The organism is Paracoccus lichenicola (genome assembly GCF_009708075.1).
Taxonomy (GTDB): domain Bacteria; phylum Pseudomonadota; class Alphaproteobacteria; order Rhodobacterales; family Rhodobacteraceae; genus Paracoccus; species Paracoccus lichenicola.
On sequence record NZ_WMBT01000009.1, the window covers coordinates 41,340 to 56,173 of the forward strand.

The 14,834-nt window shown below is 68.0% G+C and carries 16 protein-coding genes; 3 read left to right on the forward strand and 13 right to left on the reverse strand.

The genetic code is table 11. The features are described from left to right. Positions 1–4 precede the first annotated feature (4 nt). Positions 5–961: an alpha/beta fold hydrolase gene (locus tag GIY56_RS13695; RefSeq protein ID WP_154765408.1), complete on the forward strand. Its 957-nt coding sequence runs from the start codon at positions 5–7 to the stop codon at positions 959–961. On the opposite strand, the gene GIY56_RS13700 is transcribed toward GIY56_RS13695, so the two are convergent. The 7 genes from GIY56_RS13700 to GIY56_RS13730 all read right to left on the reverse strand — a co-directional run bounded on the left by GIY56_RS13700 (position 958) and on the right by GIY56_RS13730 (position 6,868). Continuing rightward, a complete protein-coding gene (locus tag GIY56_RS13700; RefSeq protein WP_154765409.1) occupies positions 958–1,899 on the reverse strand; it encodes a hemolysin family protein in 942 nt (313 codons plus the stop codon). The genes GIY56_RS13695 and GIY56_RS13700 overlap by 4 nt on opposite strands. Next, the gene (gene ybeY, locus GIY56_RS13705) at positions 1,899–2,393 is read right to left on the reverse strand and encodes an rRNA maturation RNase YbeY (RefSeq protein WP_154765410.1); all 495 of its coding nucleotides are present in this window, start codon (positions 2,391–2,393) and stop codon (positions 1,899–1,901) included. The genes GIY56_RS13700 and ybeY overlap by 1 nt, the downstream gene beginning before the upstream one ends. After that, positions 2,386–3,462 carry a PhoH family protein gene (locus GIY56_RS13710; RefSeq protein WP_196053635.1) on the reverse strand — a complete coding sequence of 359 codons (1,077 nt, stop codon included), beginning with the start codon at positions 3,460–3,462 and terminating at the stop codon, positions 2,386–2,388. Before GIY56_RS13710 ends, ybeY begins: the two co-directional genes overlap by 8 nt. Before the next feature lie 61 nt (positions 3,463–3,523). Continuing rightward, the gene (locus GIY56_RS13715; RefSeq protein WP_154765411.1) at positions 3,524–4,237 is read right to left on the reverse strand and encodes an ABC transporter ATP-binding protein; all 714 of its coding nucleotides are present in this window, start codon (positions 4,235–4,237) and stop codon (positions 3,524–3,526) included. Next, on the reverse strand, positions 4,234–4,998 hold the full coding sequence (locus GIY56_RS13720) for an MlaE family ABC transporter permease (protein WP_328288555.1): 765 nt from the start codon (positions 4,996–4,998) through the stop codon (positions 4,234–4,236). Before GIY56_RS13720 ends, GIY56_RS13715 begins: the two co-directional genes overlap by 4 nt. Then, positions 4,995–6,011 (reverse strand): alanine racemase, encoded by a 1,017-nt coding sequence (gene alr, locus GIY56_RS13725; protein ID WP_154765413.1) that lies wholly within the window; start codon positions 6,009–6,011, stop codon positions 4,995–4,997. Before alr ends, GIY56_RS13720 begins: the two co-directional genes overlap by 4 nt. 65 nt (positions 6,012–6,076) lie before the next feature. Then, positions 6,077–6,868 (reverse strand): NAD kinase, encoded by a 792-nt coding sequence (locus GIY56_RS13730; protein WP_328288556.1) that lies wholly within the window; start codon positions 6,866–6,868, stop codon positions 6,077–6,079. 119 nt (positions 6,869–6,987) lie between these two features. On the opposite strand from GIY56_RS13730, the gene glyA reads away from it, so the two are divergent. Further along, positions 6,988–8,283: a serine hydroxymethyltransferase gene (glyA, locus tag GIY56_RS13735; protein WP_154765415.1), complete on the forward strand. Its 1,296-nt coding sequence runs from the start codon at positions 6,988–6,990 to the stop codon at positions 8,281–8,283. Between the two features lie 50 nt (positions 8,284–8,333). Here the strand turns inward: glyA and GIY56_RS13740 are convergent, their stop codons facing one another. Next, positions 8,334–9,230 carry a DMT family transporter gene (locus tag GIY56_RS13740; RefSeq protein ID WP_230312536.1) on the reverse strand — a complete coding sequence of 299 codons (897 nt, stop codon included), beginning with the start codon at positions 9,228–9,230 and terminating at the stop codon, positions 8,334–8,336. Positions 9,231–9,269: 39 nt separating this feature from the next. After that, complete coding sequence (locus GIY56_RS13745; RefSeq protein ID WP_154765416.1) at positions 9,270–9,863, reverse strand: LysE/ArgO family amino acid transporter; 594 nt, start codon at positions 9,861–9,863, stop codon at positions 9,270–9,272. Positions 9,864–9,944: 81 nt separating this feature from the next. On the opposite strand from GIY56_RS13745, the gene GIY56_RS13750 reads away from it, so the two are divergent. Continuing rightward, positions 9,945–10,802: a LysR family transcriptional regulator ArgP gene (locus GIY56_RS13750; RefSeq protein WP_154765417.1), complete on the forward strand. Its 858-nt coding sequence runs from the start codon at positions 9,945–9,947 to the stop codon at positions 10,800–10,802. Positions 10,803–10,897: 95 nt separating this feature from the next. Here the strand turns inward: GIY56_RS13750 and GIY56_RS13755 are convergent, their stop codons facing one another. From GIY56_RS13755 to GIY56_RS13770, 4 genes are all read right to left on the reverse strand, one after another. Next, positions 10,898–11,641, reverse strand: coding sequence for a YebC/PmpR family DNA-binding transcriptional regulator (locus GIY56_RS13755; protein WP_154765418.1), 744 nt, complete (start codon positions 11,639–11,641; stop codon positions 10,898–10,900). A 141-nt stretch (positions 11,642–11,782) separates the two neighbouring features. Next, positions 11,783–12,007: a DUF1127 domain-containing protein gene (locus tag GIY56_RS13760; RefSeq protein WP_154765419.1), complete on the reverse strand. Its 225-nt coding sequence runs from the start codon at positions 12,005–12,007 to the stop codon at positions 11,783–11,785. Positions 12,008–12,115: 108 nt separating this feature from the next. After that, positions 12,116–13,894: an SLC13 family permease gene (locus tag GIY56_RS13765; protein WP_154765420.1), complete on the reverse strand. Its 1,779-nt coding sequence runs from the start codon at positions 13,892–13,894 to the stop codon at positions 12,116–12,118. A gap of 91 nt (positions 13,895–13,985) precedes the next feature. Then, a complete protein-coding gene (locus GIY56_RS13770) occupies positions 13,986–14,801 on the reverse strand; it encodes a TIGR00282 family metallophosphoesterase (protein WP_154765421.1) in 816 nt (271 codons plus the stop codon). Positions 14,802–14,834 lie beyond the last annotated feature (33 nt).

The following is a 14,834-nucleotide window of genomic DNA, read 5'->3' on the forward strand; positions in this document are numbered from 1 at the left end:
CCCGATGCAGGCGCGGCCCGCCCCCTTCAGGCAGTTGCCGGGCGATCCGTCCCGCCCGGCGCAAGCGTTCCGGGTTCAGGCCGATGACGGCGTGACATTGCGGCTGGCCCATTGGGCCGCCAGCGCGGACAGCCGGGGCAGCGTCCTGCTGTTCCCCGGCCGCACCGAATATGTGGAAAAATATGCAGGGATCGCGCAGGCGCTGACCGCTGCGGGTTATGACGTGCTGGCGATCGACTGGCGCGGCCAGGGGCTGTCGGACCGCCTGCTGCCCGATGCGCGGGTTGGCCATGTCGGGCAGTTTGCCGATTATCAGCGCGACGTGGCTCGGATGGTGGAAGCTGCGACGAACATGGGCCTGCCCCGGCCCTGGCACCTGCTGGCCCATTCGATGGGCGGCTGCATCGGGCTGGCGGCGCTGCACGGGGGCTTGCCGGTCGCGTCCGCGGCCTTTTCCGCGCCCATGTGGGGGATCAACCTGCGGCAGATGCCGCATGGCGTGGCCGTGGGCATGGCCTATCTTGCGGGCCGTTTGGGCCGGGGCGCGCGGCCCGCGCCGGGCAGCGGCGGCGCCCTTGGCACCTATGTCCTGGACGAAAGCTTCAGCGCCAACCTGTTGACGACCGATGCCGACGCATGGTGCCGCATGGTGCGCGAGGCTGCCGCCTGGCCCGACCTGACGCTGGGCGGGGCCAGCTTCGACTGGGTGGGCAAGGCGTTGAACGAATGCCTGCGCCTGTCGCGGCTGGACTCGCCCGCCGTTCCCGCGCTGGTCAGTCTGGGCGGTCAGGAAAAGGTCGTCTCGGCCACGGCGATCCGCGACCGGGTGGCCCGCTGGCCGGGTGCCACCCTGCTGGAAATCCCCGAGGTGCGGCACGAGATCATGATGTGCGCCCCCGGCCATCGCGCCGCCTTCCTGTCGGCGGCGCTGTCCCTGTTCGGGGGCGCTGTGGGGCCTTAGGCCTTCCTGTCGGGCAGCACCCGGGGGATATGCATCGGCTCGATCTTCGCGGCCGCGGCTGCTGCGGGCAGGCGCAGGCGCACGGTCTTGATGCGGCGCGGATCGGCATCCACCACCTCGAATTCCGCGCCCGAGGCATGGGGGATCACCTCGCCCTGCGCAGGCAGGTGGCCCGCCAGCACGAAGATCAGCCCGCCAAGGGTGTCGATGTCGTCGTCCTCGTCCTCGCCGGTCAGGGTCAGCCCGGTTTCGGCCTCGACATCGCTGACGGAGGCACGGGCCTGGATCAGCCATTGGCCGGGCTTTTCCAGGACCCACAGGCTGCCCTCGGCCTCGTCATGCTCGTCCTCGATCTCGCCGATGACCTGCTCGATCAGATCCTCGATGGTGACAAGGCCGTCCACGCCGCCATATTCGTCGATGACCAGCGCCATGTGGATGCGTTTCTGCTGCATCTGCTGCAAGAGGACGCCGATGGACATCGACGGCGGCACATACAGCAAGGGCCGCAGCATGGGCCGAAGCTGGAATTCGCCGTTCGCGCCAAAGCCGTGCTTCAACGCCAGATCCTTGAGGTGGATCATGCCCAGGGGGCTGTCCAGCGTCTCGTCATAGACCGGCAGGCGGGAAAAGCCGTGTTCGCGGAACAGCGCGACCAGATCGTCCAGGCTGCTGGTTTCGGGCGCGGCGATCATTTCGGCCTTGGGAACGGCCACGTCGTCCACGCGCATCCGCCGCAGGTTGACCATGCCGGGCACGAGCGTGGCAGGTCTGTCGCTGTCGTCCGCGTCGTCATCCGCGCCCTTCAGGGCATCGAAGAACCGCCCCAGGAAACCGCGCGAACTGGGAAGATCCCGTCCTTCCCCGCCAGTGCCATCCGCCTCGGAGGCGGCATCGGCACCAAGGGGGTGGCCAGGTAATCGGGACTCGGAGTTCATCAGACCTTCTCGTGATAAGGATCGGGGATATTCAGCCGCGCCAGGATCGAACGCTCGGCGGCCTCCATGGTTTCCGCGTCGGCGTCGTTCATGTGGTCATAGCCCAGCAGATGCAGGGTCGCATGGACCAGAAGATGCGTGACATGATTGGCGACCGGCTTGCCCTGCGCCTCGGCCTCGGCCAGGCAGGTGTCATAGGCGATGGCGATGTCGCCCAGTTCATCCTCGTCCGGCAGTTCCGGGGTTTCGCCGGGTTCATGCGGCACATGCTCGACCGAGGGCCAGGACAGCACGTTCGTCGCGCGCGGCTTGCCGCGGAAATCGGCGTTCAGGGCCGCGATGCGGGCGTCGTCGCAGCCCATGACCACGACCTCTCCACTGACGCCGTGCCAGGTCAGCGCGGCCCCGACAGCGCGTTCGGCCAGGGCCTCAAGCCCCAGCCTCTCCCATCGGTCATCCTCGATGACGCAATCGGTGGATATGTCGTCAGGCATCGCCTCGCATCGCCCGGCGGGGGACGTATTGCCCGCGCGGTTCCTCTGATTCGCCGCGCGCCAGGGCCGCGGCATCCTCGGCGTCATACGCCGTGATGATGCGCGCGACAAGCGGGTGGCGCACGACATCCTTGGCGGTGAAATAGCTGAAGCTGATCCCCTTGACCCCGTCCAGGATGCGTTCGGCATCGACAAGGCCCGACAGCATCCCGCGCGGCAGGTCGATCTGGGTGCGGTCGCCGGTGATCACCATGCGCGAACCCTCGCCCAAGCGGGTCAGGAACATTTTCATCTGCATCGAGGTGGCGTTCTGCGCCTCGTCCAGCACCACGAAGGCGTTGGACAGGGTGCGGCCGCGCATGAAGGCCAGGGGCGCGATCTCGATCCGCTTTTCCTCCATCAGCTTCTGCATCTGTTTGGCGGGCAGGAAGTCGTTCAGCGCGTCGTAAAGCGGCTGCATGTAGGGATCGACCTTTTCCTTCATGTCGCCGGGAAGGAAGCCCAGGCGTTCGCCTGCCTCGACCGCCGGGCGCGACAGGATGATCTTGTCCACATGCCCGCCGATCAGCATGGTCACGCCGACCGCGACGGCCAGATAGGTCTTGCCGGTGCCCGCAGGCCCGATGCCGAAGGCCAGTTCGTTCTGGAACAGCGACCGGACATAGGCCTTTTGCGCGTCCGTGCGGGGTTCGACCGACTTCTTGCGGGTGCGCAGTTCGTAATCGCCCGCCGCGAACATCTCGATCTGTTCGGCGGGTGTCGTGGGGGCGGTATCGTCCACGCCCATGCGCAAGGCGGCCTCGACCTCGGCCAGGGACACGGGGCGGCCCTGTTCCAGCCGCGCGTAAAGCCCGCGCAGCAGCAGCGCGGCCTCGGCCTGCGCCTCGGGACCGCCGACCACGGCGACCTGATTGCCGCGCCGCAGGATATGGACGCCAAGCGCCTCCTCGATCCGGGCAAGGTGGCGGTCGTTGGCACCGCACAGGTCGATCAGCAGCCGGTTGTCGGGAAATTCCAGCAGGGTTTCGGTCGAAGGGGTCGCGACGGGGGGCGTAGGCGTAAGGCCCAAATCTTTCTCCTGCTCAGGCGTCTTGATCCAATGGTGGCCCTCCAAGAGGATTCGCACAAGGTCATAGTGGCGGGGTGTTGCCAAGAAACCCCGCCAGGGGCGCGGCGTGATCCATTCCGGAAACCGGACCGTCCCAGACGATGCGGCCGTTTTCCAGCAGCGCCACCCGGTCGCCGATGGCGCGGACCGAATCCATGTCGTGCGTGATGGTGATCGCGGTCGCGCCGGTTTCCCTGACGATCCCCCGGATCAGGCCGTTGATCCGCCGCGCCCGGATGGGGTCCAGGCCGGTGGTCGGCTCGTCGAAAAAGATCACCGCCGGGTCGTCGGCGATGGCGCGGGCCAGCCCCGCGCGCTTGGCCATGCCGCCCGACAGTTCGGCGGGCATCAGGTCGGCGGTTTCCGGCCCCAGGCCGACGCGCGCCAGCTTTTCCACCGCAATGGCGCGGGCCTGCGCGTCGGGCATCCGCTGGCGCAGGCGGAAGGCCACGTTCTGCCAGACGGTCAGGCTGTCGAACAGCGCGGCCCCCTGGAACAGCATCCCGAAGCGGGACAGGAAGGCCGGGCGGGTGGCCGCGTCCAGCGGGCGGCCCTGCCACAGGATCTGCCCGGCATCCGGCGTGGTCAGGCCCAGGATGCATTTCAGCAGGACCGACTTGCCCGTGCCCGACTGGCCGATCACGCACAGGCTTTCGCCCTGCCCCACCGCCAGATCGACGCCGGCCAGCACGGACTTGCCGCCGAAGGATTTGCGCAGCCCCGCAACTTGGATCATTCGAAGAACAGCCCCGTCAGCACGAAGTTCGCGGCCAGGATCCCCACGGCGGCGGCAACCACGGCGGATTTGGTGGCCCGGCCCACGCCCGCCGCGCCGCGCCCGGAATGGATGCCGAACCAGCAGCCGCAGACCGCGACGATCAGCCCGAAGACCGCGCCCTTCAACAGGCCCGACACCACGTCCCAGCGTTCCAGATAGGCCGCCGAGTTCGCCAGATAAGCGGCCGAGTTGAAGCCCAGCGACTGCGTGCCGACCAGCCAGCCGCCCGCGATGCCGATGATGTCGCCCACGCCGACCAGCACGGGCACGGTCAGCACCGCCGCCCACAGGCGCGGCGTGACCAGCCAGCGCATCGGGTCGGTGGACAGCGTGACAAGCGCGTCGATCTGTTCGGTCACCTTCATGGTGCCGATTTCCGCCGCGATGGAACTGGCCACGCGCGCCGCGACCATCAGCCCGCCCAGGACGGGGCCGAGTTCCCGCACCATGCCGATGGCGACGATGGCGGGCACCACGTCGCCGGCCTGGAACCGCGCGCCGCCCGAATGGATCTGCAAGGCCAGCGCCGCGCCGGTGAACAGCGCGGTCAGGCCCACCACCGGCAGCGACAGCCAGCCGATCTGGACCAGTTGCGCCGCGAAGGCGCGGGCATGAAAGGGCCGCAGCCGGAACAGCCCGCGCCCAGTGAACAGCGCCACGGCGCCGATGCCGCGCGTCAGCGACAGGGCGGCGCGGCCGATCAGGCGGACTGGCTTCACCGATAGATCCGGTCGTAGCGGGGACCAAGCGAGGTGAGGATCTCGTATCCGATGGTGCCCGCATGGTCCGCCAGCCGATCCACCGGCTGTTCGGGGCAGATCAGGTCCAGTTCACCCGGCACATCGGCCAGGCCCGTCACATCGGCGGTGATCAGGTCCATGGACACGCGCCCCACGATGGGACAGGCCGTGCCCGCCGCATAAAGGCTGGCCCCCTTGGACGAGATCGAGCGCAGGATCCCGTCGGCATAGCCCGCCGCGACCGTGGCGATGCGGCGCGGGGCGTCAGCCGTCCATGTCGCGCTGTAGCCCACGAACTCGCCCGGCTGCACGGTCCGCGTCTGGATCACCGGCAGGGACAGGCGCAGCACCGACTGGGCATCCGCAAAGGGCAGCGCACCATACAGGCCGATGCCGGGACGGATCAGGTCGAAGTGGTAATCCGGCCCCAGCAGGATCCCTCCGGTGGCGGACAGCGAACGGGGCACGCCGCAATCATCGGTCATGGCGCGGAAGGCCGCCAGTTGCGCGGCATTGGCGGGGTGGCCCGGTTCGTCCGCGCAGGCGAGGTGCGACATGATGAAATCGGGCCTGGCGGCCAGAACCTCGGCCCGGATGGCGGACCATTCGCCGGGTTCCATCCCCAGGCGGTTCATGCCGGTATCCAGCTGGATCGCGAAGGGCTTGCCCGGACGCATGGCGCGGTCGCGGAAGAACTGCTCGGGGCTGTTCAGGACGGGGACCAGGCCCGCCAGATCCGCGCCCTCCATATGCCCGGACAGGACGTTGATGCGGGCGTCGTCCGGCAGATGCGGGCGCAGGGCGCGGCCCTCGCTGGCCAAGGCCACGAAGAAATCACGCGCCCCGGCCTCATACAGCGCGGGCGCCACGCGGGCGGCGCCCAGGCCATAGGCGTCGGCCTTGACCACGGCGCCGGGCCGCGCGCCGGGGGCCTTGGCGGCAAGCGCGGTCCAGTTGGCGACGATGGCTTGCAGGTCGATATGCAGGGTCATGGCGGGCCGGTCCTGAAAGGGTCGCGCCCCTCAAACCAGAAATCGCCCCGCGCTTCCAGCCCGGATCACACGAACTGTTCGCGCAGCAACCGTTCCTCAAGCCCGTGGCCGTTGTCGAACAGCAGCCGGTGGCGCACGTCCTGCGCGCTGCGGATCTGGACGCGCACGACATGGCGAACTGAACGAGAATCCGCGTCGGCCATGACCGGGCGGCGTTCGGGGGTCAGCACCTCGATCTCGACCTCGGCCTTCTTGGGCAGCAGCGCGCCGCGCCAGCGGCGGGGGCGGAAGGGGGCGATGGCGGTCAGGGCCAGAACCTCGGAATCGATCGGCAGGATGGGACCATGCGCGGAATAGTTATAGGCCGTGGACCCCGCCGGCGTGGCGATCAGCGCGCCGTCGCAGACCAGTTCCTCCATCCGCATCCGGCCGTCCACATGGATGCGCAGCTTGGCGGCCTGGGGACCCTCGCGCAAAAGGCTGACCTCGTTGATCGCCAGCGCCTCCTGCACGGACCCGTCGGCGCGGGTCGCGCACATGCGCAGGGGGTTGATGACCGTCTCCTCGGCCGCAGCCAGCCGTTCGGGCAGGCCGTCTTCGACATAGCCGTTCATCAGGAAGCCCACGGTGCCCCGGTTCATCCCATAGACCGGCAGGTCGCGGCCGGTCAGGGCGTGCAGGGTCTGCAGCATGAAGCCGTCGCCGCCAAGCGCCACCACCACATCGCAGCGGTCCAGATCCACCGCGCCATAGCGGTCCGACAGCACCGTCAGCGCCTGTTGCGCGGTCTCGGCCTCGCTGGCGGTGAAGTGGATCCGTGTCGTCATGATGCCCCTGCCCCCATGCGCGGGCAGCATCCGACGCGCCACCGGGCATTGCAAGCCCCGTTGCATTTGTGACTTTTCGCATTGTCACCCTTGGAGTATGAGGGCGCCAAACCGCCGCCCCTTGGCCCGATGATAAGGACGCGAGACCCATGAACGCCCCGACCCGCGAAACCGGATTCTTCACCGAAACGCTGGCCAGCAGCGATCCCGAGATCGCCAAGGCCATCACCCAGGAACTTGGCCGCCAGCGTGACGAGATCGAGCTGATCGCGTCCGAGAACATCGTGTCCAAGGCCGTGCTCGAGGCGCAGGGTTCCGTCCTGACCAACAAATACGCCGAGGGCTATCCGGGCAAGCGCTACTATGGCGGCTGCCAGTATGTCGATATTGCCGAGACCCTGGCGATCGAGCGCGCGAAGAAGCTGTTCGACTGCGACTTTGCCAACGTCCAGCCGAACAGCGGCAGCCAGATGAACCAGGCCGTGTTCCTGGCGCTGCTGCAGCCGGGCGACACCTTCATGGGCCTGGACCTGAACTCGGGCGGGCACCTGACGCATGGCTCGCCCGTGAACATGTCGGGCAAGTGGTTCAACGTGGTCAGCTATGGCGTGCGCCAGCAGGACCAGCTGCTGGACATGGAGGACATTCGTCAGAAGGCCCTGGAAAACAAGCCCAAGCTGATCGTCGCGGGCGGCACGGCATACAGCCGCGTGTGGGACTGGGCCGCCTTCCGCAAGATCGCGGACGAGGTGGGCGCATACCTGATGGTGGACATGGCCCATATCGCGGGCCTGGTCGCGGGCGGGCAGCACCCCTCTCCCCTGCCCCACGCGCATGTCGTGACCACGACGACGCACAAGTCCCTGCGCGGCCCGCGCGGCGGGATGATCCTGACCAACGACGCCGACATCGCGAAAAAGATCAACAGCGCAGTCTTCCCCGGCCTTCAGGGCGGCCCGCTGATGCACGTGATCGCCGCCAAGGCCGTGGCCTTCGGCGAGGCGCTGCAACCCTCGTTCAAGGCCTATGCCGCGCAGGTTGTGAAGAACGCGCAGGCCATGGCGGACGAGTTGATGAAGGGCGGCATCGACATCGTGTCGGGCGGCACCGACAACCACCTGTGCCTGGCCGACCTGCGCCCGAAGGGCGTGACCGGCAAGGCGACCGAGGCAGCCCTGGGCCGCGCCCACATCACCTGCAACAAGAACGGCGTGCCCTTCGATCCCGAAAAGCCCTTCGTCACCTCGGGCATCCGCCTGGGCGCCCCTGCGGGCACCACGCGCGGCTTCGGCGAGGACGAATTCCGCCAGATCGCCCGCTGGATCGTCGAGGTCGTCGATGGCCTGGCCGCCAATGGCGAGGAAGGCAATGCAGAAGTCGAGGCCAAGGTAAAGGCCGAGGTTGCCCAGATGTGCGCACGCTTCCCGCTTTACGCCGGGATGTGACCTGCTGACAGGACCGATGCCCCGCCGCGCACCCGTCGCGGCGGGGTTTTCTATTCGGCGGCGGCAGGGATGGCGGCAACCCGCAGCCGCGCCTCGCGCCAGGTGATATAGGTGATGGCGCCGATCATCATCCCGCCGCCCAGGATCACCCAGCCATCCAGCGGCTCGTGGAAGACGAAGATGCCCAGCAGGCTGGCCCAGATCAGTTGCAGGAAGGTCACGGGCTGCGTCACCGTCAAGGGTGCGGCGGCAAAGGCGCGCGTCATGGTGTAATGACCCGCCGTCGCAAAGACCGCGACCAGCCCCAGCCAGCCGACCTGCCCCCATGTGGGCGGCACCCAGACCGCCCAGGCCAGCGGCGCCAGCCCGACCGACACCGTCAGCGACATCATCGCCACGACCACCGAGGCCGGGACATGCTCGGAAATGCGCTTGGCCACCAGATAGGACGCGCCAAAGGCCAGCGAGGCGACGATCTGCGACAGATGCCCCGGATCCAGGTCGCGCAGCCCGGGCCGCAGCACCACAAGCGCGCCCGCCAGCGCCACGCCAACCGCCGCGACGCGCCGCAGGGCCAGCCTTTCGCCCATGAACAGCGCCGCGCCCACCGTCACGACGATGGGGTTCAGGAAGCCGATGGCCGTCGCCTCGGCCACGGGGATGCGCGACATGGCATAGAACCAGGCGATCACCGCCAGCACATGCAGCGCCCCGCGCAGGCTCAGCAGCCGCCAGATGCGCGGCGAAAAGCCGGACCGCAGTCCCGGGACCAGGACCGGCCCCAGGAAGACCAGCCCGAAGACGAAGCGGATAAAGGCCGACTGCGGCGCGGGCAAAGCGCCGCCCAGCCAGCGGACGATGCCATTCACGGCGACAAAGCACAGACCCGTCGCCAGCATCCAGCCCATGCCCGCAAGGTCGCGGCGCGTTTGCGTGTCGATCTGCATGGCGTGCAGTTGGACCGCTTCACGGGGCGGGTGCAAGGCTCAATCGACGATCAATGTCAGGGCGATGATCCACATGACCATGCCGATCAGAACCTCCAGCACCTGCCAGGCGCGGGGGCGGGCAAAGACCGGGGCAAGCAATCGCGCACCATAGCCAAGCGCGAAGAAGAACAGGAACGATCCCGTCACGGCCCCAAGCCCGAACACCCCCGGCCGGGGCCACTGGGCCGAGATCGCGCCGACCAGCACCACGGTATCCAGCCACACATGCGGGTTGAGCCAGGTCAGCGCCGCGATCACCGCCAGCGTCCTGGGCAGGCTGACAGCGCCGCCTTCGGGCCGCAACGCGCCGCCGCCCTGCCAGGCCGCGCGAAAGGACCGGGCGCCATACCAGATCAGGAAGGCGGCGCCCGCCCATTTCAACCCTGCCAGCAGCCATGGGGCCGCCGATCCGATCCGGGCGATGCCGTTGACGCCCAACAGGATCAGGGCCGCATCGGACAAGGCGCAGAACAGGCAGACCCAAAAGACGTGATGCCGGATCAGCCCCTGCTTCAGCACGAAGGCATTCTGCGCGCCGATGGCGACGATCAGGGACAATCCGGTTCCAAGACCGGCGGCATAGGACATCATGGCGGCACCTCCGGCCACCGCTTTTGCATGATGCAAGGATAAGATAAACTGAAACGGTCTTAACCTGGTGAAGGCGTGCTCATGCTGGACTATCCCGCCCTTGCCGCCGTTGCCGAGATCATCCGGTCCGGCTCTTTCGAGGGTGCGGCTGCTGCCCTGCGCGTGACGCCTTCGGCCATCTCGCAGCGCGTCCGCGCGCTCGAGGATCGCATGGGCACCGTCCTGATCGACCGCGGCCCGCCTGTCGCGGCGACCGCGCAGGGCCTGCGGCTGGCCGCGCATCTGGACCAGGTCCGGCTGCTGGAATCCGGCCTGGCGCTGTCGCAGGACCGCCCGGTGCTGCGCCTGGCGGTCAACGCCGACAGCCTGGCAAGCTGGGCAATGCCCGCGCTGGCCGCCGCGCCGGGCCTTCTGGACCTGACCATCGACGACCAGGACCATGCGCTCGACTGGCTCAAGGGCGGCAGGGTCGTGGCCGCGCTGACCAGCGACAGCCGCGCCGTGACGGGCTGCGACAGCCTGCGGCTTGGCATCCTGCGCTATCGGGCTGTGGCAAGCCCCGGCTTCGTGGCTCGCCATTTCCCGAACGGCGTGACGGCGGAATCCCTGGCCCTCGCCCCCTCGCTTTGCTTCGATGCCAAGGATGCGCTGCAAACCCGCTGGGTCCAGGCGCTGACCGGCAGGCGCGTCGTCCTGCCGATGCACCGCATCCCGACAGCGCATGGCTTTGCCGCGGCGGCGCGCCTTGGCATCGGCTGGGGCATGAACCCCGAACCGATGATCCGCGACGACCTGGACGGCGGCCGCCTGATCGACCTCGCGCCCGGCCTGCCGCTGGACGTGCCGCTTTTCTGGCAGTTCAGCCGCATCACCGCCCCGGCCCTCGCCCCCCTGACCCAGGCCATCATGAAGGCCGCCCGGGCAGCCCTCCTGCCCTGACGGCCCTTTCACCTTTGTCCAAATATCCCGGGGGGAGTCCCGCAGGGACCGGGGGGCTGGCCCCCCGCCACCGTCCCCGACAGGAACCGGCCAGCTTACAGCTGGGCGGCCACCGCGTCGGAGATGTCGAAATTGCCGGTGACGTTCTGCACGTCGTCGTCGTCCTCCAGCGTGTCGATCAGCTTCATCAGCTTCTGCGCCGTTTCCAGATCCGCGATCTCGGTCGGGGCCTGCGGCTTCCAGATCAGCTTCGCGGTCTCGGATTCGCCCAGGGTCGCCTCAAGCGCCTGCGACACCTCGTTCAGCGCGGTGTCGGCGCAATAGATCCAGTGGCCTTCCTCGTCGGTCTCGACATCGTCGGCGCCCGCCTCGATCGCGGCCAGCATCACGGTGTCGGCATCGCCCGCGGACAGCGGATACAGGATCTCGCCCACGCGGTCGAACATGAAGCTGACCGAGCCGGTCTGGCCCAGGTCGCCCCCTGCCTTGGTGAAATAGCTACGCACGTTCGACGCGGTGCGGTTGCGGTTGTCGGTCATCGCCTCGACCACCAGGGCGATGCCGTTGGGACCATAGCCCTCGTACCGGATCTCCTCATAGCTTTCGGCATCGCCGCCCTGGGACTTCTTGATGGCGCGGTCGATCACGTCCTTGGGGACGGAATTCGACTTCGCTTCCTTGACTGCCAGGCGCAGGCGCGGGTTCTTGTCGGGATCGGGATCGCCCATCTTGGCGGCCACGGTAATTTCCTTCGACAGCTTGGAAAACAGCTTCGCCCGGATCTTGTCCTGCCGGCCCTTGCGATGCTGGATGTTGGCCCATTTGGAATGGCCTGCCATGGTTCGGTCGTCCTTCGCGGTTCGTAAGCGGATGGGGGCGCTTTTAGTCCAGCCCGGCGGCGCATCGCAAGGCGCGCCGCACAGAAGAAAGGCGCCCTGTCCGACCGGACGGGCGCCTTGGGCAGATCGGCCGCAGCAGGGTCAGATCGCGGCGGCGGCACCCAGGATCCGGCGGATTTCGCCATCGCGGGTCAAACCGCGGCGTGCCAGTTCCGCATCGCTGATGCCGTTCAGGCGCTCGATCGCGCGGACCCTGGGGCTGGCCCGGGCTATCAGGATCGCGATATTGCCGAAGGCAACGAACGGCGCCGCGAGAAGTCCCCTGAGGGACAGGCGGGGTTTGTCGAAAGTGGACGTGCTGGCCATCTGGAAACTCCTTTGCAACACAAGGCCGTTCCCCCTCTTGCCATGCAATATCGGGGGGAAGCCCGGCCGGAACAATGGCCGATGCTGCATGGCAGCATTGCAGGGGCGTCACAGGGGCCAGAAGAGGGGAATGACCAGGCAGGCGACGATCCCGCACAGGATGTCCAGCGGCACCCCCACGCGCACGAAATCGCTGAACTTGTAGCCGCCGGGACCATAGACCATCATGTGCGTCTGGTATCCGATGGGCGTGGCAAAGGCCACCGTGGCCGAGAACATGACCGCCACCACATAGGGGCGCGGATCGTGGCCCAGCGACTGCGCAAGGGCGATGGCGATGGGCGTCAGCAGCACGGCGACCGCGTTGTTCGACAGGATCTCGGTCATCACCAGGCCCAAGAAATAGATGGCGATCAGCGTGGCGAAGGGCGGCAGGTTGCGCAGGGTCGGGGACACGAAATCCACGATCAGCTGGACGGTGCCGGTATGTTCCAGCGCCTCGCCCACGGCCAGCATGGCAAAGATCATCGCCATGAGGCGGCCATCGACAAAGGAAAAGGCTTCCTCGGCGTCGATGCAGCGCGTCAGCAGGATCACGGCGGCGGCCAGGAAGGACAGCACCTGGATCGGCGCGACATCCAGCGCGGCCAGCGTCACCACCGACAGCAGGCAGACGATAGCGATCGGCGCGCGTTCCCGGCGATAGGCCCGGACCGAGGGGCGCGAGACATCGACCAGCCCCATGTCGGCGGCAAGCCGCGCGATGTCCTCGGGCGCGCCTTCCAGCAGCAGCGTGTCGCCCACGCGGACCACCAGGTCGTCCAGCTGGCGGCCCATGTTCTGGTCGCGCCGGTGCGCCGCCAGCACATAGATGCCGTAACGGCGGCGCAACCGCATGTCGCCCAGGCGGCGCCCGATCAGCTGCGCACCGGGCGAGATCAGCACCTCGACCGTCTCGGTCGCGACCGAACTGAGCTTGTCCACCACCTGCAGGTTCTTGTTGCCCAGGAATTCCAGCAGGTCGGCCATTTCGGACCGCAGCACCACGCGGTCGCCGGGTTCCAGCACGACCTCGGCCAGGTTGCGCCGCAGGGACGCGTCGCCGCGCAGCACGTCGATCAGGCGCACGGCGTCGCGCCGGAACAGGGTGACCTCGACGGCCCTCTGGCCGACAAGGCTCGAATCCTCGGGGATGGCCAGTTCCGTGAAATACTTCATCTCGCGCCGGGACCCCAGGAAGCCCGCCAGCGAGGTCCGGTCGGGCAGCAGCCGTCGTCCCAGCAGCGCGAAATAGGCAACGCCCGCCAGGGTGATGGCGATCCCCACGGGCGCGATCTCGAAGATGGTGAAGGGGGCCAGGCCCTGTTCGCGGGCCACGCCATCGACCAAGAGGTTGGTCGAGGTTCCGATCAGCGTCATCATGCCGCCCAGGATCGTGAAATAGCTGAGCGGGATCAGCAATTTCGACGGGGACAGCTTCAGCCGGCCCGCAAGCTGGATGCAGATGGGGATCATCACCGCCACGACCGGCGTGTTGTTCATCACGGCCGAGGCCATGATGACAAAGGCGAACAGCGCGCAGATCGTGAAGGCGGGATTGGTGACGGCGCGCGCGGTCACGATGCGGGACATGATCTCCAGCGCGCCGGTGCGCAGCAGGCCGCCCATGATCAGGAACATGAAGGCGATGGTCCAGGGGGCCGCGTTCGACAGCACGCCCGCCGCATCCTCGGCGGGAAGCAGGCCCAGGGCCAGCATGGTGGCGGCCGATCCGATGGCCACGACCTCGGGCGGCTGCTTTTCCCGGATGAACTGGACAAAGGTGATCGCGACGATGACCAGCATCGCGACCGCCGCATTCGTTCCGGTCAATTCAAATCCAAGCATGAAGCCCCTGTCGAACGGCGCCGGTCACCGGCAAATCGTCGCGGTCATAGAATTGTTTTCCCCGCAACCGCAAGCGAAAGCGGGATCCGTTTCACACGGGATGCGCTTGCGCCAACCGACCGCCCTCGCGCACGGGTTCGATCCCGGTGGCCAGGCCGCTGCGGTCGTCGGTCACGATCAGGACCCCGGACAGGGTTGCATCCCCCTCGGCCGGGGTGAAGCGGTCGCGGGTCATGCCGGTGATGAAGCGGCGCAAAGGCTCGGTCTTCTCCATGCCGATGACGCTGTCGTAATCGCCGCACATCCCGGCATCCGACTGATAGGCCGTCCCGCGCGGCAGGATCTGCGCGTCCGCCGTGGGCACATGGGTATGGGTGCCCACCACGGCGCTGGCGCGGCCGTCGCAGAAATGCCCGGCCGCCATCTTCTCGCTGGTGGCCTCGGCGTGGAAATCGACAAGGGCGGCCTGGACCATGCCGCCCGGGGGATGGGCGCGCAGGACGGCGTCCAGCGCCGAGAACGGATCGTCATAGGGCCGCGACATGAACACCTGCCCAAGCGCCTGCGTCACCAGCAGCTTGCGCCCGCGCGCGTCTGCGATGATGGCGCTGCCCCGGCCCGGAGCCTCTTTGGCGAAGTTCAGGGGGCGGACGATTCGCGCTTCGCGCTCGATGAAGGTCAGCATGTCCTTCTGGTCGAAGGCGTGGTCGCCCAGCGTCAGGCAATCGGCGCCCGCATCCAGCAGCAGTTGCGCGTGTCCCGCCGTGCAGCCGCGCCCGCCGCTGGCGTTTTCGGCATTCACCACCACCAGGTCGGCCTTCAGCCGCGCGCGCAGCGGCGCCAGCCGCTCGGTTATCGCACGCCGTCCGGCGCGGCCCATCACATCGCCAAGAAAGAGTATCCGCATGAGGGGCTGGTTACGCGTGAAGCCGCCGCGCTT